The sequence below is a fragment of the Streptomyces sp. VNUA24 genome, assembly GCF_029167005.1.
Lineage (GTDB): Bacteria > Actinomycetota > Actinomycetes > Streptomycetales > Streptomycetaceae > Streptomyces > Streptomyces scabiei.
Window position 1 is genome coordinate 700,250 of record NZ_CP119143.1, and the last position, 20,304, is coordinate 720,553.

Sequence of the window (20,304 nt, forward strand, 5' to 3'; positions counted from 1 at the left end):
GCGGCCCCGCTGGTCGCGGCGACTCGGCGGGGCGCTGCCCCCGTGAGCGGTCACGGGCCGTCCGCCCCGGACTCCTCCAGGACCGCCATGGCCGCGTTGTGGCCGGGGACCCCGCTCACCCCGCCGCCCCGCACGGCGCCCGCCCCGCACAGCAGGACATTGGCGTGGCGGGTCTCGACGCCCCACCGTCCGGTGCCCTCCTGGGTGTGGGGCCAGGAGAGGTCGCGGTGGAAGATGTTGCCGCCGGGGAGGCCCAGGTCGCGTTCGAGGTCGAGCGGGGTGCGGGCCTCGATGCAGGGGCGGCCGTCGGTATCGGTGGCCAGGCAGTCGGCGAGGGGTTCGGCGAGATGGGCGTCCAGCTGGGCGAGCGTGGCCTTGAGAAGGTCCTCGCGTACGGCGTCGTTGTCGCTCTCGAACAGTCGCGCGGGCGTGTGCAGACCGAACAGGGTGAGCGTCTGGTAGCCCTGTTCGGCCAGGTCCGGGCCGAGGATGCTCGGGTCGGTGAGGGAGTGGCAGTAGATCTCGGAGGGCGGGGCCTCGGGGAGGCGGCCGGAGGCGGCCTGGGCGTGGGCGGCGGCCAGTTGCTCGTAGCCCTCGGCGATGTGGAAGGTGCCGGAGAACGCCTCGCGCGGGTCGACGGACCGGTCGCGCAGGGCCGGCAGCCGCGTGAGCAGCATGTTCACCTTCAGCTGGGCGCCCTCGGCGGGGGCGGGCGGTTCGTCGCCGGTCAGCGTGGCCAGTTCCTGGGGCGAGGCGTTCACCAGGACGTGCCGGGCGGCGACGCTGCCTTCCGTGTCGGCGGTCCGGTACGTGATCTCGGCGGACCGTCCGTCCGTCACGATCCGGCGTGCCTCGTGGCCGGTGGCGATCACGGCGCCCGCCGCGCGCGCGGCCGTGGCCAGCGCGTCCGTGAGCGCGCCCATACCGCCGACGGGCACGTCCCAGGCGCCCGTACCGCCGCCGATCACGTGGTAGAGGAAGCAGCGGTTCTGCCGGAGCGAGGGGTCGTGAGCGTCCGCGAAGGTGCCGATGAGCGCGTCGGTGAGGACGACACCGCGCACGAGGTCGTCGGCGAACCGCGCTTCGACGGCCCTGCCGATCGGCTCCTCGAACAGGACCCGCCACGCCTCCTCGTCGTCGATCCGTGCGCGCAGGTCGTCGCGGGTGGGCAGGGGCTCGGTGAGCGTCGGGAACACCCGTTCGGCGACATGGCCGGTCATCGCGTAGAACCGCCGCCATGCCTCGTACTCGTGGCCCGAGCCCGTCAGCCGCGCGAACGCCTCACGGGTGCGGCGCTCTCCGCCGCCGACCAGGAGACCGGTGGGGTGACCGTCGCGTTCGACGGGGGTGTACGACGAGATCGTGCGGCCCCGGACGCGGAAGTCGAGGTCCAGGTCCCGCACGATCTTCCGGGGCAGCAGGCTGACCAGGTAGGAGTACCGCGACAGCCGGGCGTCCACCCCCGCGAAGGGCCGGGTGGACACGGCGGCGCCGCCGGTGTGGTCCAGCCGTTCCAGCACGAGCACGGAACGCCCGGCGCGGGCCAGGTAGGCGGCGGCGACCAGGCCGTTGTGGCCGCCTCCGACGATCACCGCGTCGTAGGCGTCGTGCGGCCGGGGTCCGTCGGGGCGTCCGGGGCGGTCGGGGTGCGCGGGACGGTCGGGGTGTGCGGAGGTGGCAGCCATGGCTCTTGGTAACACGCGATGATCGGGATCGGCCAGGGGGACGGGCCGGGCGGACCGGGTCCCGTCCGACGGCCTATCCCCCGGCTTTGTGCGGTGCCGGACGGGAGCCGGGGCCGAGCCGGGCCATGGCGCGGAGGATGTGCTGGGGCGGGAGCCGCCAGCGCAGACGGGCGGGGACGCGGCGCAGCAGGGTGGCGGTGCGGCGCAGACGGCGGGTGACCACGGCCGGCGCGGGGGCCTGCCTGCCGTACAGCTCGTGGGCGTACGGCGGCAGGGAGGCGTACGCGAGGCTCGCCACGTGGCGCCACAGCGCCTCGCGTGCCGGGACGAGCAGCGGGTGGGTGGGGGGCCGGCGCAGGAAGTCGTCGACGTCCCGCGCCTCGGGTCCGGCGGCCAGTTCGGGACGCACGGTCTCGAAGTAGGCCGCCAGCTCCGCCCGGTTCCCGGGTACGGCCTCGGGGTCGAGGCCCACCAGGCGGGCGCTGACCCGGTGTTCGCCGACGTAACGGTCGGCGGCCGCCTCGGTGAGGGGGTAGCCGGAGCGGCGCAGGATGTGGAGGTAGGAGTCGATCTCGGCGCAGTGCACCCACAGCAGCAGGCCGGGTTCGTCGACGCCGTACCGCTCCCCCGTGTCCGGGTCGGTCGCCGTGAGCAGGCGGTGGATGTTCCGGACGCGGGCACCGGCCTGCTCGGCGGCCTCGGAGGTCCCGTACGTCGTCGTACCGACGAAGCTCGCCGTGCGCATCAGCCGGCCCCAGGCGTCCCTGCGGAAGTCGGAGTTCTGCATGACACCGCGCACCGCGCGCGGGTGCAGGGCCTGGAGGTACAGCGCGCGGATCCCGGCGATCCACATGACGGGGTCGCCGTGGACCTGCCAGGTCACGGAGGCGGGCCCGAACAGGCCGGGGTCGGGGGCAGGGGGGTGAGGGGCGTCCACGCCGTCAGTGTGACCGGGCTCGCGGGCCGGCACCAGGCCACGTGCACGACCTGCACTGATGCCAAGTGGCTTCAACATCGTGAGGCGCGACACCAGAGGGACGGTCGGCACTTTGGTGCGGCGATCCTCCGGTGGAGGACGTCCGGAAGGGCCTCGCACGAAGGGCAGCGGCAGGTACAGGAGCCTCCGGGCACGGCATTCGATCACTCCCGCCCCTTGACGCGACGAGCCGGAAGCGTTCGTATAGCGACTGCTTCATAAAACGAGTGAGGGAGATGCCCCCGTGGCCGATGACCTGACATGGCTCAGCGCACATGAGCTCGGACAGCTCTACCGAAGCCGGCAGCTGTCCCCGGTGGAGGTGGTCGGCGCGGCGCTGGACCGCCTGGAGCAGGTGGACTCCCGCCTGAACGTCATGGTGACGGTCACCGCGGACGCCGCCCGGGAGCAGGCACTCAGGGCCGAGCAGCGCTTCGCGGCCGGCGAGGAGCTGCCTGCGCTGTACGGGGTTCCGATCACGGTGAAGGACCTCACCGACACGGCCGGCGTGCGCACCACCTACGGCTGCGTCGCCTACGCCGACCACGTGCCCGACGAGGACGCCGCCGCCTGGACCCGGCTCAAGGACGCCGGGACGATCCTGCTGGGCAAGACCACGACCCCCGAGTTCGGGTTCCTCGGCGTCACCGAGAGCAAGCTGACGGGCACCACCGGCACTCCGTGGGACCCGGCCCGCACGGCCGGCGGCTCCAGCGGCGGAGCCGCGGCCTCGACCGTCGCCGGCGTCGCTCCGGTCTCCTGGGGCTCCGACGGCGGAGGCTCCATCCGCGTACCCGCCTCGCTCTGCGGAGCGGTCGGGGTCAAGCCCTCGACCGGCCGCGTTCCCCACATCGGAAACTCGGAGCCCGACAGCACCGAGGGGCCGATCACCCGCAGCGTGGTGGACGCCGCGCTCCTCCTCGACGCCACCGTCGGCCCCCACCCCCTCGACCGCCTCTCCCTGCCCGCCACCGGGGAACGGTATGCAGAGGCCGCCCTGGCCGAGGGAGATCTGAGCGGACTGCGCATCGCCGCCGACCACGGCGGGCTTCACGGCCCGGTGGACCGGGAGACCCGGCGCGTCTTCGTGGCCGCCCTGGAGGACCTGCGGGCCGCCGGCGCGGTCGTGGAGGAGACCCAGGTGGAACTGCCGGACCCGATGGAGTTCTTCGTGGCCTACTGGGGTCCGGAATACATCACCATCGTCGAACAGATGCGCGCGGCGGAGCTCGACATCTGGCCGCTGGCGGTGGACATCGCCGAACGGGCGGCACGCCTTTCACCCCTGGAGGTCGGACGTGCCGGGCGCAAGGCGAAGACGGCCATCTTCCTCGCCTACGCGAAGGTGTTCGCCGGCTTCGACCTGCTGGTCACCCCCACCACACCCTTCCCGGCCTTTCCGCACGCCGGGGACACGGGCGGCCCGGCCACGGTCAACGGGCAGCCTCTCGCCGATCCGGAGGGACACCTGCACCGGCTGACGGAACCCCCCAGCCACGCCGGGCTCCCCGCCGTCTCCGTGCCCTGCGGATTCACTTCCGAAGGCCTGCCCGTCGGCCTCCAGATCATCGGGCCCCGGTTCGCCGACGCGGCCGTGATCTCCGCCGCCGCCCGCTACGAGCGCTCCACCGACTGGTGGACCCGGCACCCCGCACTGTGAGTCGGGCCCGCACACCGCGTCCGAGACGGAGCCGACGAGGACACCGCACCGCACACCCCGCCGAGATCGGTACCCGCGGCCTCCCGCTCCGACGCGGCCGCGGAGAAGTCCGCCGCGGCCGGCAGTGACGGGACCCGGGTACCGACAGAACGTGCCGGCCCCGAGCCGACCACCGAACGCGTGCGGTCGATGCCCGCAGGCGGTGGGCCGCCGTCCACGACGACGAAAACACAAGTCCGGACAGGCCGGTCGCTCAACGGCCGACGACACCGTCCACCGCGCACTCACGCTCGCCGCGAAGGCCGCGCCGCACGGTCGATCCCCCAGCCGGGCTCATCGCCCGCTCCTTGAGCCCCGCCCCCTCCGGGTCTGGGCGCATCCGGTGCCGTACGAGTCGGTACCCGCGTCCGCGACGAGCGGCGCCCGGCCGAACGTCACAACCTGGAAAACCCCGGCGTAATGCATTGCTTGTTATACATCACTCGCTATACATTCGCCGTCAACTTGGCTCGAAGGCGGCCGCAGGCTGCGACGAAGGGGCGTCCCGATGGCAACACGACACATCCCGAGGGCCGCGGTGCTCAGCCTCGTCCTGGCCGCGTCCACGCTCACGGCGTGTTCCGGCGGCTCGGCGGGCGGGCAGAAGTCGATCTCCGCGGACGACCTGGTCTCCTCGCTCCCCGCCGCGAAGGGGGACGTCGACCGGATCACCTGGAACCTCACCGGCGGCGAGCCGGACACGCTGGATCCGGCCAACGCGGCGACCACCCAGAGCGGTCAGGTGGTCCGCAATCTCTGCGACTCCCTGCTGACCCTGGACGCGAAGTTCAACCTCAAGCCCAACCTGGCGAGTTACGACCAGCGGTCGCCCACCAAGCTCGTGCTCACGATCCGCCCGGGCACCAGGTTCTGGGACGGATCGACCGTCACCGCGGAGGACGTGGCCTTCAGCCTGCGATGGGCGGCTGATCCGTCGAAGATCGCCAGCTATCTCTTCGCCCACGTCGACTCGATCAAGGCGACGGCTGCCCACCAGGTCACCGTCACGTTCAAGCAGCCGGACGAGATGTTCACCGGCGAACTGGCCAACGTGGTGGTCATGAAGAAGTCGTTCGCCGAGAAGGCCGGTTCCAAGCTCGGCACGCCGGCCGGCGGCCTGATGTGCAGCGGACCGTTCAAGCTCGACAAGTGGACCAGCGGCGACAGCATCACGATGAGCCGCAACAACGCCTACTGGAACCACGACCGGCGGCCGTTCGCCAAGTCGGTCAAGTTCACGTTCCTCACGGATGCCACCTCCCTGGCCCAGTCACTGAACGCCGGTGAGATCGACGGCGCCTACGAACTGTCCGCCTCCTCGGTTCCGGCCCTGCAGGACTCCGAGAAGGGCCGACTGGTCTTCGGCCCGTCGCCCCAGTCGATGAACCTCTACGTCACCCGCCCGGACGGTGTGATGACCGACCCCGACCTGCGGGCCGCCCTGCAGCGGATGATCGACCGCGCCGCTCTCGCGAAGGCGGTCTTCCACGGGGCAGCGACGCCGATGTACACCATGACGGCCCCCGCGACCTGGCCCAACGCCCAGCGCGGGGTGTACGAGAAGGCGTACAAGTCGTTCGAGACCACGCGTTCCTACGACATGGACGCGGCGGAGAAACTGGTCAAGTCCTCCTCCTACAAGGGACAGCAGATAGTCCTGGCGATCGCGGCCGGCGACGACGCCCAGTCGCGCACCGCACAGCTCCTGCAGCAGCAGGGCCGGGAAGCCGGCCTCACCATCAAGATCCAGAGCATGCAGCCCCTGGTCTACGCGCAGGCAGGCTACGACGCCTCCAAACGCAAGGGGATCGACCTGATGCTGTCGTCGAACTTCAGCGCCACCCCGGACCCACTGGAGACCATCGGGTTCACCTACCTGCCCCAGCAGACCTACAACTACACGAACTACGACGATCCCCAGGTCACCAAGCTCTTCAACGAGGCGCGCAGCACCTTCGACGGCGCCGGCCGGGCCAAGACCATCGTCCAGATGCAGGCCCAGTTCGAGAAGGCCAACACGACGATCCCGCTGGTCTCCACGAACACCACCACCTTCCTGAACAACCGGCTGACCGGGGCGATCACCTCGTTCGCCTACTGGTCCATGCCGCAGTTGGCCTACGTCGGCGCCGCGCACAAGTAGGGGTCGCGACATGTCCGTATCCACCTCCGCGGCCGGCCTCCCGGTCCGGATCCGCGCCTGCTGGCGCCACCCCGTCCTGTCCCTCGCGGTGACCTACGTGCTCAGCCCGGTCGTCACCGTGCTGTGCGCGACGTTCCTCCTGTTCGCCGTCCTCTCCCTGTCCCCCGGGGATCCGGTGGCCGCACTGCTGGGACCGCACGCCACAGACTCCGCACGAGCCGCGACGCGGGCCAGGCTCGGCCTGGACGATCCGCTGCCGGAGCGCTACTGGCACTGGCTGACCGATGCCCTGCACGGCGACCTCGGTACGTCGCTGACCTACCGGCAGCCGGTCTCCGACCTGCTCGCGCCCCGGCTGCCGACCACACTTCTGCTCGTCGCCCTGTCGGCGGTCCTCATCCTCGCCGCGGGCCTGGTCCTCGGCGGGATCGGAGGGACGAGCCCGCGGTGGCGTCCTTGGACGAACGCCCTGTCGGGGCTGGGCATCGCCGTGCCCGCCTTCGTCGCCACCACCCTGCTGATCAGCGTGTTCGCGGTGAACCTGGGATGGTTCCCGACCAGTGGCGCGGGCAGTGGTCTCACCGACCGGCTGTGGCACCTCACCCTGCCCGCCGTGGCCCTGTCGATCGGCTATGGCGCCTATCTGACCCAGATGACCTCCAGCGCGATCGGCGAGGAGGCCGAAGCCGAGCACGTCGTGACCGGGCGCGGCCGAGGGCTGCCCCGCACCTGGATCTTCCGGCGGCACATCCTGCGCAACGCGGCCCTGCCGGTCCTGACCGCATCCGGTCTGACCGTGGCCGGGCTGGTGGCCGGCGCGGTGGTGGTCGAGCCCGCCTTCGGCATCGACGGCATCGGCTCGCTGCTGATCAGGAGCGTCTCGGCCAAGGACTACCCGGTGGCGACCGCGGTCAGCGTGTTGATCGTCACCGTGTTCGTGGTCGTCACCACGTTGCTCGACGCCGGTCAGCACCTGCTGGACCCCCGGCTGAGGAAAGGACGCTGACCGATGGCCACGCTCACAGCCACCCTCCGGCCGCGCGGCACCACGCGCCGCGGTTTCGGCGACCCCGTGCTGCTGGTCTCGGCGGCACTCGCCGCCGGCCTGGTCGTCCTCGCGGTGATCGGCCCGTGGATCGCGCCCTACGATCCGGCGGCCACCGACGTCCTCGCCGCGAACCAGGGCCCTGGCGGCGCCCACCTGTTCGGCACCGACTCCCTGGGCCGTGACATCTTCTCCCGGGCGCTGACCGGTGCCCGGCTGAGCTTCGCGGGACCGGGCATCATCGTGCTGGGCAGCGCCGGACTCGGGACGCTGCTGGCGCTCGCGGCCGCCTGGCACGGCGGCTGGGTCGACCGGCTGCTGAACCGGATGCTGAACATTCTGTTCGCGATTCCCGGCGTACTGGTGGCGGTCGTCGCGGCGGCGGTGTTCGGCGCCGGATTCTGGGCGCCGGTCCTGGCCCTGACCCTTGTCTACACGCCGTACGTCGCCCGGGTGGTGCGCAGTGTCGCGGTACGGCAGCGGCAGTTGCCCTACATCGAGGCGCTGCGGCTGGCCGAACTGTCGACCTGGCGGATCTGCGGACGGCACCTGCTGCCCAACGTGGCACCGATCGTGCTGGCCCAGGCCACGATCGGCTTCGGATCGGCGCTGATGGACTTCGGCGCGGTGTCCTTCCTGGGGCTCGGCATCCAGCCACCGGAGGCGGAATGGGGAGTGATGGTGGCCGACGGACGGTCCGAGGTGCTGGACGGGGCCGTGCAGCAGAGCCTGGCGGCGGGCCTGTGCATCGTCGTCTCCGTGGTGGCGTTCAACATCCTGGGCGAGCGTCTCACCCGGCGGCTGGGGGGTTCCCGATGAGCGGCTCACCCCTGCTGGAGCTGCGGGACGTCGGCATCACGGCGGGAGATCGCGGGAATCGGCGGACGCTCGTTCGCGACGTGGACCTGACCGTGGCGGCGGGCGAGACCGTGGGACTGGTCGGCGAGTCCGGCTCGGGCAAGTCGATGCTGGTCAAGTCCGCGATGCGACTGCTGCCCCGGCACGCCGGGACGACCGGGCGGATCGACTTCGAAGGACGGTCGGTGCTCGGCTTCTCGCGCCGTGAACTGGCCGCCTACCGGTCCAGGGACGTCGCGCTGATCCACCAGGACCCGCGCGCCCACACCAACCCGCTGCGCACCGTCGGAGACTTCCTCCTCGAAGGTGTCGTGGGCGGCAGGCTGCTCGGCCCGCGTGAAGCCCGGCAGCGCGCGCTGGACCTCATGGCGAGCATCGGCATCACCGACCCGGAGCACCGTCTGACCCAGTACCCGCACCAGCTCTCCGGCGGCCTGCTGCAACGCATGATGATCGTGGCCGCACTGCTGCCGTCACCCAAGCTGGTCTTCGCGGACGAGCCCACCACCGCTCTGGACGTGACCGTGCAGTCGGAGGTGATGGCCATTCTCCAGGAGCAGATCCGGGAGCGGAACCTCGGTCTGCTGTTCATCTCGCACGACCTGGACCTGGCTGCCGCCGTGACCGACTCCCTGGCGGTCATGTACGCCGGGACGGTCGTCGAACGGGGTGCCACGGCGGAGGTCCACTCCCGCCCCCGGCACCCGTACACGGCCGGCCTGCTCGCCTGCCGTCCCAGTGCGACGGCGGTGACCCGGCTGGAGCCGATCCCGGGCCGGCCGGTCTCGGCGTACGAGGTCGGGTCCGGTTGCGCGTTCGCCGCGCGCTGCCGCTTCGCCACCGAGGAGTGCCGGCAGGACCGGCCTCGACTGCGTACCGTGGAGGACCGGTTGGTCGCCTGTCATCGCGTCGAACAGATCAGCGCCGAGCTTCCCCAGGCGGTGCACTCATGACCGAGGAGGCGGTCCCGGTCCGGGACGACGGCCCGGCGCTCGTCGTGGAGCACCTGCGCAAGGAGTTCCCCGCCCGCTCCCGTGGCGGCAGGGCGCTCGTCGCCGTCGACGACGTCTGCTTCACCCTGGAGCGCGGTGGCTCGCTGGCGGTCGTGGGCGAGTCCGGCTCGGGCAAGACGACCACCGCGCGCATCGTCGCCGGGCTGGAGAAGGCGACCAGTGGGACCGTCACCGTCGCCGGCGGCGGGAAGGGCACCGCACGCCCCGTGCAGATGGTCTTCCAGGATCCGTTCGCCTCCTTGGACCCGCGCCAGCGCATCGGCGCCGGTCTGACGGAACTCCTGCGCGTGCGCATCGGGCTCGGGCGCACCGCGGCCCTGGAACGGGCGGTGGGCCTGCTGGCCGAGGTCGGGCTCGACGAGCAGCACGCGGCGCGGCTCCCGCGCGACCTGTCCGGCGGGCAGCGGCAACGTGTCGCCATCGCGCGGGCGTTGGCGCTGGAACCGGAGATCCTGATCCTCGACGAGGCCGTCGCCGCACTCGACGTCAGCGTCCAGGCGCAGGTGCTGAACCTGCTCTCCGACATCCGCGAACGCACCACCGTGGCCTTCCTGTTCGTCTCGCACGACCTCGCGGTGGTCCGCCAGGTCACGGACCACTGCATGGTCATGCGCAACGGCCGTGTCGTGGAGCGGGGGCCCACCGCGGACGTGCTGGACCACCCCCGAAACCCGTACACCCAGGAGCTGTTGGACGCGGTGCCACGGCCCGGGTGGCAGCCCCGGCGGCGCGGCGCCTGACCCCGGTCCCCCGGAGTACGAGCGTACCCACACCCTCGTAATAAAGCAATCGCTACACAAAGGAGCGATCATGGGCATCCTCTCCACCGAGGGAGCCACGACACTGACCGTCCCACACCCCTCCCAGGCGCCGGCACTGCTCGGCGGGACGTTCACGACGCCTTGGTTCGCGGTCGACGGCGAACGTGTGAAGGACTTCGAGAAAGCGTCCTACCACGACGAGTACCCCCACGCCTACGAGGGCGAGGACGGGTACGGCGAGGACCTGGTGGAGGGCTTCCACCTGCTCAGCCTGCTGGACGTGCTGTGCAACCACTCCGTGTGGTCCGAAGGCCCGTGGATAGCCTGGAACTACGGGCTGGACAACGTCCGCTTCGTGTCGGTGATCCGCACCACCGACCCCTTCCGGATCCATGGCGAGGTCCGCGAGGTCATCGACCGCGGGGAGCAGGGCCATCTCGTCGTCACCGACCTGCGCGCCGAGGTCAGGGGCCGGGAACGGCCCGGATTCGTGGCGACACAGCGCGCCCTGTGGTCCACCGTCCGAACCGCCCGAGAGAGGCCGAGAGCATGAAACTCGACGCACACCAGCAGTACCTCCTCGACAAGACCATCCCCGAGGCCCTGGACCACGCCGCCGAGCGGTGGCCGGACCAGCCCGCCCTCACCCACATCGAGGGCGGGGGCCCCACGCTGACGTGGGCACAACTGCGCGAGCGGATCAGCCGGGTGCGCACCGGTCTCGAACGCCTCGGTGTCGCGCCCGGCGAGAAGGTCGGCATCATGCTGCGCAACCAGGTGGAGTTCCCGCTGACCTGGCTCGCGGTCATCGAAGCGGGCGCGGTCGCCGTCCCGATGAACCCCGAGTACACGTCGCGTGAGATCGACTTCGTGCTCGGCGACGCCGGCGCCCGGTGGCTGGTCGCGGCCGAGGACGTCGTCACCGGTGCTCTCTCCGAGGGCCGCGTCGGCCCGGTACCCGGCGAGCGGGTCGTCGTCGTCGGCGAACCCGTCGCCGGACTCCACGACTTCGCCGCGCTGAGCGCACCGGAGCCGACGCCACGCACCCATCGGGCCGATCCCGGGGAGGTGGTCAACATCCAGTTCACGTCCGGCACGACGGGGCTGCCCAAGGGATGCCTGCTCACCCACACCTACTGGATCCGGATCGGCGTCTACGGCTCCGCGCTCGGCGACGCCCAGCGGATCCTGGCGGACCACCCCTTCTACTACATGCAGAACCAGGCATATCTGATGATGGCGCTGGCCTGCGGAGGGGGCCTGTACGTCACCGCGGGGCTGAGCCGGCGCAAGTTCATGAGCTGGCTCGTCGACCACCAGATCGACATGGCGTGGATCGACGAGGGCATGCTCGACCTCCCCGAGAGCGAGGCCGACGGACGACTCGCCCTGAAGAAGGCGCCGGTGTCCGCCCTGCCGCCCTCCCTGCACGAGCCTCTGGAGCGACGCTTCGGCCTGCGGGCGCGCGAGGTGTACGCCAGCACGGAGGTCGGCAACGGCACCTACGTTCCGTACGAGCGCACGGACACGGTCGGCACCGGCTCCATGGGCTGGTGCTTCCCCCAGCGGGAGTCGAAGGTCATCGACCAAAACGGCGCCGAGGTCGGGCCGGGCCGTTCGGGCGAACTGTGCCTGCGGGGCGACGGAATGATGCTCGGCTACCACAACCGTCCGGAGGCCAACGCCGAACTCTTCCTGCCCGGCGGCTGGTTCCGCACCGGTGACATCGTGCGCAAGGACGCCGACGGACAGCACTACTACGAGGGCCGCCTCCGCGATGTCATCCGCCGCAGCGGGGAGAACATCGCCGCGGCCGAGGTCGAGCTGCAGATCATGGCCCTGCCCGAAGTGGACGAGGTGGGTGTCGTACCGGTCCCCGACCCCGATCGCGACGAAGAGGTGAAGGCGGTCGTCGTGCTCAAGGCGGGAGCGAGCCTGACCGCCCGGGAGATCGAGGCGTGGTGCCTGCAGGGGCTCGCCCGCTTCAAGGTGCCGCGCTACGTGGAGTTCCGAGACAGCCTGCCGTACACCTCCAGCGGCAAGATCGCGAAGGCGGAGCTCCGCGCCGAGCCACCCAGCGATCGCGTCGTGGACCTGCGTGCGTCCTGAAGCAGGTCGGCGGATCGGCCGACGCCCACCGGGCGATCCGCTCCCCCGCTCGTTCCGTTCAGCCGGCCGGGACCTCCGTGAACGACAGCACCTTGAGGAAGCGCTCCAGCGCGGCGAGTTGGTGCTCCGGCGTCCAGATCTCCGGATGCTCGACCACGGACAGGGCTATACCGGACACCCAGATCCGCAGCATGTCGACCGTGCCCTCCAGTTCGTCGGCCGGGACCAGTTCCTCGACGGCCCGTACCAGGACCGCTCGCATCGCCGGCTCCATGCGCTGCAGGTGCCGCCCGATGACCGGCTCCGCACCCTGGTGGGTCAGCAACGCCACCCGTGCCCGCTCCTGGGTCAGCGCTTCCGGGGTGTCCGGCAGGAACCACCGCAGGGCGACCCGCAGCCGCTCACGGGGGTCCGCGACCTGCTCCAGCTCTTCAAGGATGGCGTCCGCGTCGGAGAGCGCGTACTCCAGTACGGCATCGAGCAGGACCTCCCGGTTGGCGAAGTAGTGCGTGATCAGCGTGATGGACCCGCCCATCCGCTTCGCGATCTTCCGCAGTGTCAGCTCGGCGAGTCCCCCCTCGCTCAAGGCATCCAACGAGGCCACCACGATGTCGCGGACACGCTCCTCCGGATCCACATACCGCGGCACCCAGACCTCCTCGTCCCTCACGGTCGACCGGCATCCGGCACGACCCACATCGCCGTTATATAACAAGCGAAATATATCGGAGGCAAGCCATGAGCCTCACCCTCGTCGAGACCATGACATCAAAACCACCGTCCGGCCATGCCCGGGAACACCTGGTCACCATGCGTGACGGCGTCGAACCAGTCCGATCCAGGGGCCGTAGCGCGAGGAGCCGGTCGCGGCGCTCGAAGCCACCGGGAGACTACTTCCCGCCCAGGAGACGCCGCGCTCCGCGTCGCCGGAGTCCTCAGCCACCCCCTTGCACGGGTGCTGATCCGTCACCTTCCGCAGCCCTGGCAACCCGCACCCGTCGCTCCTCGCGAGCAGAGCCGACGTCCCGTTCCAGGGGTGTGCGGCTCACGGCTGTCGCGAGGTTGGCCGAACTCCGGTGAGCGCCGCTGGTTCGGCCTCTGCGGAGTCAGGGTGACCGCCACCCGTCACCCGGACTGGTCCGGGTGACGGGTGGCGGGCGGCGGTCCCTGGGTTCCTATCGCTTGCTGCCGTTCCCGTGTCCGTTGGGATGCAGGACCACCTTGGTCCAGCCCTCGTCACGGGCGTCGAAGTGCTCGTAGGCCGTGGGGGCCTCGTCCAGGCCGAGCTCGTGCGAGACGACGAAGCTCGGCGTCGCCCTCCCGCCGGCGATCAGGTCCCGCAGCGCCCGGTTGTACCTCTTCACCGGTGCCTGACCCGTGCCCATGCGCTGGCCCTTGAACCACATCATCCCGAAGTCGATCGGCACCTTGCCCTGTGCCTCCAGCTCGCCCTGAGCTTCGTCGCCGCCGGGGTCCTGGGGCAGGAAGACGCCCACCACGCCGATGTCGCCCGTGAACCTGACCGAGTCGATCAGGCCGTTGAGCGTGAGGCTGGCATCCTCGTGTCCCTCGTGATCGTGTGCCTGGTAGCCGACACACTCACACCCGTTGTCGGCACCCAGACCGAGGGTGGCTTCCTTGACGACCTCCGCCGGGTCCTGCTCGGCGGTGTTGATCGGGATGGCCCCGATCTCCTCCGCCTTGCGCAGCCGGTCGGGCTGGTGGTCGGCCACCCAGACGCGGCCGGCACCCTTGAGCACGGCGGAGTAGGCCGCCATCAGCCCGACGGGACCGGCCCCGAAGACGATGGTCTGGTCGCCCGGTTTGACGTTGGCCATCTCGGTGGCGTGATAGCCGGTGGGGAAGATGTCGGCGAGCATCACGTAGTCGGTCTGCCGCTCGGCGGCGTCCTCGCCCAGGCGCAGGGCGTTGAAGTCGCCGTAGGGCACGCGCAGCAATTCTGCCTGGCCGCCCTGGTAGGGGCCCATGTCGGCGAAGCCGTAAGCGGCTCCGGCGAGGGCCGGTTCCGGCTGCATGGTCAGGCAGTAGTTGGTCAGCCCCCGCTCGCACTGCTTGCAGAAGCCGCAGGCGATGTTGAAGGGCAGGACCACGTACTCGCCGACCTGGACCTTGCGTACGGCCGGGCCGACCTCCACGACCTGGCCCATGTTCTCGTGTCCCAGCGTGCGGCCGGACTCGAACGAGGTGCGGCCCTCGTACATGTGCAGGTCCGAACCGCAGATGTTGGTGGTGGTGATCTTGACGATGATGTCGCAGGGGTGCTCGATCCTCGCGTCCGGCACGTCCTTCACGGTGACCGTACGCGGGCCTTCGTAAACCGCTGCTTTCATGATTGCGCTCCCTTGCTGCCGCGGCATGACCGCACCACGGCGGTGATGGAGCCGGCGCGAAAGGCCCTCACTCCCCGGGCGTTGAACGAGGGGTGCGGGACGCGCTCCCTGACTCCGGCATGCCTCTGCGGGTCGTTCACCCGGATCGGGTGCAACGGCGCGGCCGACGGCTTGCGATGCGGAATACCGGCGGCGTGCTGCCCGGGTCCCCGTCGGCTCTCGACGCGAAACGAACACACGCACATCAATCAGAAAAATCTACCCTCCGGATGACCACCGACCACCGACCACCGCCGTAGCCCCGACGGGGATTCCGGCCAGGTCGTGTGGTGGACGTCGCGGGCGGCCGGCCGAATGATGAGGTCGCTCGAGATCCGACCGATGCCGTTCTCAGTGGTCACGTGGCGTTCGCGGCAGGGACGGAGCGCGCCGGAACGTGGCCATGGAGCGCCGCGAGAACCTGGGCGAGGCGTTTGCGGGAGAGCGCGAGTGTCAGCTCGACGAAGGCGGCGGTGCCGTCGACAACGTGCGCCGCATCGTCAGCTGTTGACCGCAACCCGTAGGCAGATCTGCCTTTCCCAGGTCTCGACCAGGGCGTCCGCCCCGCGACTCTCCGCCCGTCGGTCAGGACCGCCGTCCGTGGTGGCCGCTTGACATATTTCAGGCCAGTGTGACGCTGGAGAAGAGGCGGTTCCGCCGCCGTATCGCGTGAGCCTGGCAGAGCCGCCCATCGGGTGCAGTCACCCACCAGTTCGCGGCGGCGACGGATGCCCCACCGCTGTTCCATAGGGGGAAGTCTCCGGGACGCGAAGTGAGGCCATCCAATGGACCGGGTTCCCGAGGTGGCCGTGGTAGGAGCCGGCATCGTCGGACTCTGCACCGCCTATGCACTGGCCGAACGCGGAACGACGGCGCGGGTCTACGAAAGCGGCGTTCCCGGCAACGGGCAGTCCGGTGGCGAGTCCCGCATATTCCGTCACGCGCACGACGACGCCCGCCTGGTTCAATTCACACGGCAGGGCCGCGCAATCTGGGACGAGTGGGCCGACCGGTTGGGCGCCGAACTGATCTCCCAGGATGGAGTGGTCGCCCTGGGCGATCCCGTTCCTGGAAGGCTTCGCATTCTGCAGGATGTCGGCGGCATACCGGTCCGGACCGTGGACAGCGCCGAGCTTCAGGCCAGCATGCCGCTGCTCGCGGCCTATCGCGGTCCCGCGATGCTCGACGAGGACGGCGGTGCCATCCGCACCCGTGTCGCGGTCGCGCGCCTGACCGAGGCACTGGGTGACTCCGTGGTCACCGACGAGGTCCTCTCGTTGCATCCCACGGGCCGCGGCACGGTGGAGGTGCTCAGCGTCGCCGGCCGCGAAGAGTACGCAAGCGTCGTGGTGTGCGCCGGCCTGGGCACCGCTCGACTCGCGCGCAATGTGGGGCTTTCGCTCCCCATACGGTCGGCGGCCCACGTCCGCCTCACCTTCCAGGTCAGGGGAGCGCCCCCGGAACGGGTCGCCTGTCTGCAGGACAGCAGCGGCGACTTCGGGGAGGTCGGCGTCTACGCGGCCCCCTACCCGGGCAACAGCCGCTATGCGGTGGGCCTCAGCCAAGCGGTCGAGGTGCGGGAGGACGGCAGCGTCGTGGACCCCGAAGCACTGGCGGCACTCGGCGACCGCGCCGGCGCGTACGTCTCCCGCGCATTGCCCCGCCTCGACCCCGAACCCGTAGAGCACCTGCACTGCTGGGTGACGAGCCTGCCGTGGAGCGAGGACGGCATGGCGGTCTGGGAAGCCGACAGTGTCTTTTTCGCAGCCGGGCACAACCTCTTCAAGCAGGCACCTCGACTGGGACGGGCATTGGCCGGCGCGGCCATGGCCGAAAAACTCGAGGAGAACCTGCGTCCGGCGGCAACACTCGGCCGACCCCGCTGAACGCCCCGACAGTGGGGACCTGTCGCTGGACGCCCTGCGGACGCCCCCCGCCGCGTCGCCTGGCCAAGCGGGTGCGTGGTAGGCGGTGAGGTGTCGAGGATGGCGGGGGGCTCGTTGTGCACATCCGGCGTGCCGACGTCTGCCGTGCCGATGTCTGCCGTGCCGACGTCAAGGCCGCGGCCTGCCGGTGGGACAGCAGACCGGCGACGGCTGGGACGATGTCGCTCCACCGAGCACGAGCTCGTTACCCGTCTTGGCCGTTCTGCAGCTTGCGGCGACGTTCCTGTTCGCGCTTGGAGTAGGCGGCCGCCCGGATCGCCTCGTCGCTCTCCAATCCTGATCCCAGTGCGCCGCCCACGGTGGCGACCGAAGCGACGAACCAGGCCAGCGTCAGGTACTCCTCGGCGTGCAGCGGGGTTCGCGTCATGGAAGCGAACACTTGGTCGTTGAGGATGAACAACGCCCACACCCAGTTGATGAGCATCAGACCCACGTAGCAGACGAGCACCCCGATACCCACGGTCGCGACCGTCGAGGCGTTGTACAGCCGCGCCCTCTGCCTCGCCTCCGGCGAGCTCTCCGCTGATCGATGCCACAGGTCCGCGTCTATGATCAGCCAGCCGATCATGATCGCGACAGATCCTACGGTGGCGATCACAAGGCGTGGCATGCTGAGGGACGCGGCCAGGTTCCAGACGGTGGAGTTCACGGTGGCGACGGCCCCCGTGGCGAGCGCGGCCGCCAGGGCTTTCGACAAGCCCGGCACCAACCGCCACGGCCGATTGGCTCGGACCATACCGGCGAGCACTCGCAGGTAACCGCGCGGCCCGCTGACGACGTACCGAAGGTCGTCGGTCTCCTTCTGGCCGGGGCGGCCCGGATGAACAGGCGCGAGACGTCGGGCGGAGGGCCCAGGACGCGGCTGACTTCGCGGAGGTCCTTCAGCACCAGTGGTCTGCGTGCCCGCCATGTCGAGCACGGCTTCTTCGACGGCCCGCCGGGCCCTCGTCAGCAGCCGCAGGCCTCCCAGTGAAGGAAGGGAGAGCAGCGCCAGGCCGTGTTCGTGATTCAGATTCACAGCGAGCCTGCGCCCGTGTGAGTGCAGCGGAAGGTCGGTGAGGGCCACGACGATGTCCCAGTTCTCCGCACTCCCTCGGTCCATGATCCGGCGCATCAAAGTGGGCGGGTCTTCCGCCCCAGTGGTGAAGGGCTCACTGACCACCTCGACGTCGAACCGCCGTCCCTGGCCCGACTTGTCGGCGAGCCGAGCGGAGAGTGTCCGGGCCATGCGCTGCGCGATCTCTGTCGGCGCGTCCGGATCCGCCAGGAGAGCCACGACGGTAACGCCCCGAGAAGTCACCTGCATGGCTGAACCCTCCTCATCGGCTGCCCCGATCGGCTGCCCCGCCGCTCCCGGGTGCCCACAGACACCGCCGACGTAACGTCGATGCCGCGTGACACGCGACCTCCGCCTGCAGGTGCGGGCGGTCACACAGCCCGCTCCCACCGCTCCACGAGCGCGTCCACCATCACCGCGAAGACCCGCTCCGGCATCACTCCGGCACGCACCGCTGCTCACCTGCCTCTCCCGATCGCTCTCCGGCGCCCTGCCGTCGGAACTCCGTGACATCCGCCAATGGCGTCCACGCGACTGCGGTCGTCGCGCCTCCCACCGTGGATTCGATCAGTCATCCGAGCCAGGCGGACTCCTTCGCACGGATGTGCGGGGAGCTGTCGGTGCCGCCGGGAGCGGCCGTGTGGCCCAGGCAGCGGTGCACGAAGTGGATGCTCATCGCGCCTTCGCCGACCGCGGAGGCCACGCGTTTCACCGAGCCGCTGCGGATGTCGCCGGCGGCGAAGACGCCAGGCAGGCTGGTCTCCAGCGTCAGGCAGTCGCGGCCCTGGCTCTGCCAGACTTCGGGAACGGAGCGGGCCTGCGCCTCCGCGCCGGTGAGCACGAAGCCGCGCGCGTCGAGGGCGAGCGCGCCCGACAACCACTCGGTGTGGGGGTCGGCGCCGGTGAAGACGAACAGGGCCCGCACCGCGAGCTGCCGGTGCTCGCCCGTACGGTGGTCGACCATGTCGACGGCCTCCAGCGTCTTGTCGCCGAGCGCCTCGGTCACTTCGGTGCGCAGCAGCACCCGCACCCGCGGGTGGCGCTCGACCTGGTCGATCAAGTAGCGGGACATATGCGCATCGAGGCGCGGCCCACGGACGAGCAGATACACCCGCGGTGCGTACCCGGCCAGGAAGAGTACGGCCTGGCCCGCGGAGTTGCCTCCGCCGACGACGGCCACCGGGTCGGTGCGGCACTGCTGGGCCTCGTAGAGGGTCGCCGAGTAGTGGACGCTCGTTCCCTCCAGGCGTTCGATGCCGGGCACCTGGAGGCGGCGGTAGCGAGCGCCGGTGGCCAGGACGACGGTGCGGGCGGTGATCTCTCCGCCGTCGGCGAAAGCGACGGCGTAGTGGCCCTCCCGCGGTTCGAGACGGGCCGCCTCCGCCGGGACACTGATCTGGGTGCCGAACTTGGCGGCCTGGAGCACGGCGCGGTCGGTGAGTTCGGCGCCGGAGATGCCGGAGGGGAAGCCGAGCAGATTCTCGATGCGGGACGACGTCCCGGCCTGGCCGCCGGTGGCCATCGCCTCGACCAGGGTGGTGCCGAGACCTTCCGAGGCGGCGTTCACCGCGGCGGCGAGACCGGCGGGTCCGGAGCCGATGATCAGGAGATCGCCGTGATGGTTTCCCGCGGGCAGCGCGGGCAGGCCCATGAGCCGGGCCAGTTCCGCGTTGCTGGGGTTGCGCAGCAGTGTGGTGTCCCGCCAGATGACGAGCGGTGTCTCTTCCGGGCCTACGCCGAAGCGGCGCAGCAACTCCTCGGCCTCCTCGTCCGTCTCCAGGTCGATCCAGCGGTACGGCAGCCGGTTGCGGGCGGCGAACTCACGCAGCCGCCGGGTGTCGGGCGAATAGCGCGAACCCACGATGCGGAAGCCGGCGCCCTGCCCGACGAGCAGGGCACGGCGGCCCAGGCAGGCGCGCAGCACCAGATCGCCCAGGACGGAGTCCCGGGTCACCAGGTCACGCAGCTGATCCATGGACAGGGCGAGGACCTCACCGGGGTCCCTGACGGTAGCGGTGTAGAAGGCCACCTGCCCGTTCAGGAGGCCGAGTTCGCCGATGAAGCGGCCGGGGCCGTGCACGCGCAGCAGACGTTCGTCGGGCGTGCCGTAGCCCTCGACGACGGCGACCGAGCCGCTGAGGACGACGTAGAACGTCTCGCACCGCTCCCCCTCCCGGATCAGCACGTCGCCGGCGTCGACTTCGCGCCGTCGGCCACGCTGCGCCAGGCGGTCCGTCTGGTCCTCCGTCAGGCGGGGGTAGGCGCCGTGGATGTCGGCGGTCTCGAAGGGGACGCTCCCCTCCGTCTCGTCCGGCACCTGCGCTGCGCTCGGCCGCCTCTCGTCGCCGGGCATCACACGAACGCCTCGTGGACGAAGCACCACCGCCAGTCCTCGCCGGGCTCCAGCGACGCCGCGATCGGGTGGCCGTCGCCGGCGGAGTGACGGCGCGCGTGCCGGTTCGGCGAGGAATCGCAGCAGCCGACGTGTCCGCAGGTCAGGCAGAGCCTCAGGTGAACCCACGGAGACCCGAGCAGCAGACACTCCTCACACCCTTCGGGGGTCAGTGGCTGGACCGGCCGGACGAGCGTGAGGTGGGGGTCGGTTCGTACGGTCATGGCTGA

General features: G+C 70.6%; 16 protein-coding genes and 1 pseudogene. 10 read left to right on the forward strand and 7 right to left on the reverse strand.

The genetic code is table 11. The features are described 5' to 3' along the window. Window positions 1-50: 50 nt before the first annotated feature. Together PYR72_RS02820 and PYR72_RS02825 are read right to left on the reverse strand one after the other, a co-directional pair. On the reverse strand, window positions 51-1,685 hold the full coding sequence (locus PYR72_RS02820) for an NAD(P)/FAD-dependent oxidoreductase (RefSeq protein ID WP_275453689.1): 1,635 nt from the start codon (window positions 1,683-1,685) through the stop codon (window positions 51-53). Window positions 1,686-1,758: 73 nt separating this feature from the next. Further along, entirely contained in the window at window positions 1,759-2,538 is a 780-nt protein-coding gene (locus tag PYR72_RS02825) for an oxygenase MpaB family protein (RefSeq protein WP_275460319.1), read from the reverse strand. Between the two features lie 367 nt (window positions 2,539-2,905). Here PYR72_RS02825 and PYR72_RS02830 point away from each other — a divergent pair, with 367 nt between their 5' ends. From PYR72_RS02830 to PYR72_RS02865, 8 genes are all read left to right on the forward strand, one after another. Beyond that, window positions 2,906-4,321: an amidase gene (locus tag PYR72_RS02830; protein WP_275453690.1), complete on the forward strand. Its 1,416-nt coding sequence runs from the start codon at window positions 2,906-2,908 to the stop codon at window positions 4,319-4,321. A gap of 547 nt (window positions 4,322-4,868) precedes the next feature. After that, the gene (locus tag PYR72_RS02835) at window positions 4,869-6,503 is read left to right on the forward strand and encodes an ABC transporter substrate-binding protein (RefSeq protein WP_275453691.1); all 1,635 of its coding nucleotides are present in this window, start codon (window positions 4,869-4,871) and stop codon (window positions 6,501-6,503) included. Between the two features lie 10 nt (window positions 6,504-6,513). Then, window positions 6,514-7,509, forward strand: coding sequence for an ABC transporter permease (locus tag PYR72_RS02840; protein WP_275453692.1), 996 nt, complete (start codon window positions 6,514-6,516; stop codon window positions 7,507-7,509). 3 nt (window positions 7,510-7,512) lie between these two features. Beyond that, window positions 7,513-8,367, forward strand: coding sequence for an ABC transporter permease (locus tag PYR72_RS02845; protein ID WP_275453693.1), 855 nt, complete (start codon window positions 7,513-7,515; stop codon window positions 8,365-8,367). Beyond that, entirely contained in the window at window positions 8,364-9,359 is a 996-nt protein-coding gene (locus PYR72_RS02850; protein ID WP_275453694.1) for an ABC transporter ATP-binding protein, read from the forward strand. Before PYR72_RS02845 ends, PYR72_RS02850 begins: the two co-directional genes overlap by 4 nt. After that, window positions 9,356-10,159, forward strand: a complete 804-nt coding sequence (locus tag PYR72_RS02855; RefSeq protein WP_275453695.1) for an ATP-binding cassette domain-containing protein — start codon at window positions 9,356-9,358, stop codon at window positions 10,157-10,159. The genes PYR72_RS02850 and PYR72_RS02855 overlap by 4 nt, the downstream gene beginning before the upstream one ends. A gap of 70 nt (window positions 10,160-10,229) precedes the next feature. Further along, the gene (locus PYR72_RS02860) at window positions 10,230-10,733 is read left to right on the forward strand and encodes a hypothetical protein (protein WP_275453696.1); all 504 of its coding nucleotides are present in this window, start codon (window positions 10,230-10,232) and stop codon (window positions 10,731-10,733) included. Then, window positions 10,730-12,289, forward strand: coding sequence for a class I adenylate-forming enzyme family protein (locus PYR72_RS02865; RefSeq protein WP_275453697.1), 1,560 nt, complete (start codon window positions 10,730-10,732; stop codon window positions 12,287-12,289). The genes PYR72_RS02860 and PYR72_RS02865 overlap by 4 nt, the downstream gene beginning before the upstream one ends. Window positions 12,290-12,347: 58 nt before the next feature. Here the strand turns inward: PYR72_RS02865 and PYR72_RS02870 are convergent, their stop codons facing one another. Continuing rightward, window positions 12,348-12,938, reverse strand: a complete 591-nt coding sequence (locus tag PYR72_RS02870; RefSeq protein ID WP_275453698.1) for a TetR/AcrR family transcriptional regulator — start codon at window positions 12,936-12,938, stop codon at window positions 12,348-12,350. Window positions 12,939-13,464: 526 nt separating this feature from the next. Next, window positions 13,465-14,640 carry a glutathione-independent formaldehyde dehydrogenase gene (locus PYR72_RS02875; protein ID WP_275453699.1) on the reverse strand — a complete coding sequence of 392 codons (1,176 nt, stop codon included), beginning with the start codon at window positions 14,638-14,640 and terminating at the stop codon, window positions 13,465-13,467. Between the two features lie 418 nt (window positions 14,641-15,058). Between PYR72_RS02875 and PYR72_RS02880 the strand changes: the two are divergent. Next, window positions 15,059-15,190 (forward strand): annotated as a pseudogene (locus tag PYR72_RS02880) (hemerythrin domain-containing protein); the annotation flags it as partial. A 274-nt stretch (window positions 15,191-15,464) separates the two neighbouring features. After that, window positions 15,465-16,565, forward strand: coding sequence for an FAD-dependent oxidoreductase (locus PYR72_RS02885; protein ID WP_275453700.1), 1,101 nt, complete (start codon window positions 15,465-15,467; stop codon window positions 16,563-16,565). 244 nt (window positions 16,566-16,809) lie between these two features. Here the strand turns inward: PYR72_RS02885 and PYR72_RS02890 are convergent, their stop codons facing one another. The 3 genes from PYR72_RS02890 to PYR72_RS02900 form a co-directional block, all read right to left on the reverse strand. Continuing rightward, the gene (locus PYR72_RS02890) at window positions 16,810-17,931 is read right to left on the reverse strand and encodes a hypothetical protein (protein WP_275453701.1); all 1,122 of its coding nucleotides are present in this window, start codon (window positions 17,929-17,931) and stop codon (window positions 16,810-16,812) included. Between the two features lie 322 nt (window positions 17,932-18,253). Continuing rightward, window positions 18,254-20,035 (reverse strand): FAD-dependent oxidoreductase, encoded by a 1,782-nt coding sequence (locus PYR72_RS02895; RefSeq protein WP_275453702.1) that lies wholly within the window; start codon window positions 20,033-20,035, stop codon window positions 18,254-18,256. Then, window positions 20,035-20,298 (reverse strand): UBP-type zinc finger domain-containing protein, encoded by a 264-nt coding sequence (locus tag PYR72_RS02900; RefSeq protein WP_275453703.1) that lies wholly within the window; start codon window positions 20,296-20,298, stop codon window positions 20,035-20,037. The genes PYR72_RS02895 and PYR72_RS02900 overlap by 1 nt, the downstream gene beginning before the upstream one ends. Between the last annotated feature and the right edge of the window lie 6 nt (window positions 20,299-20,304).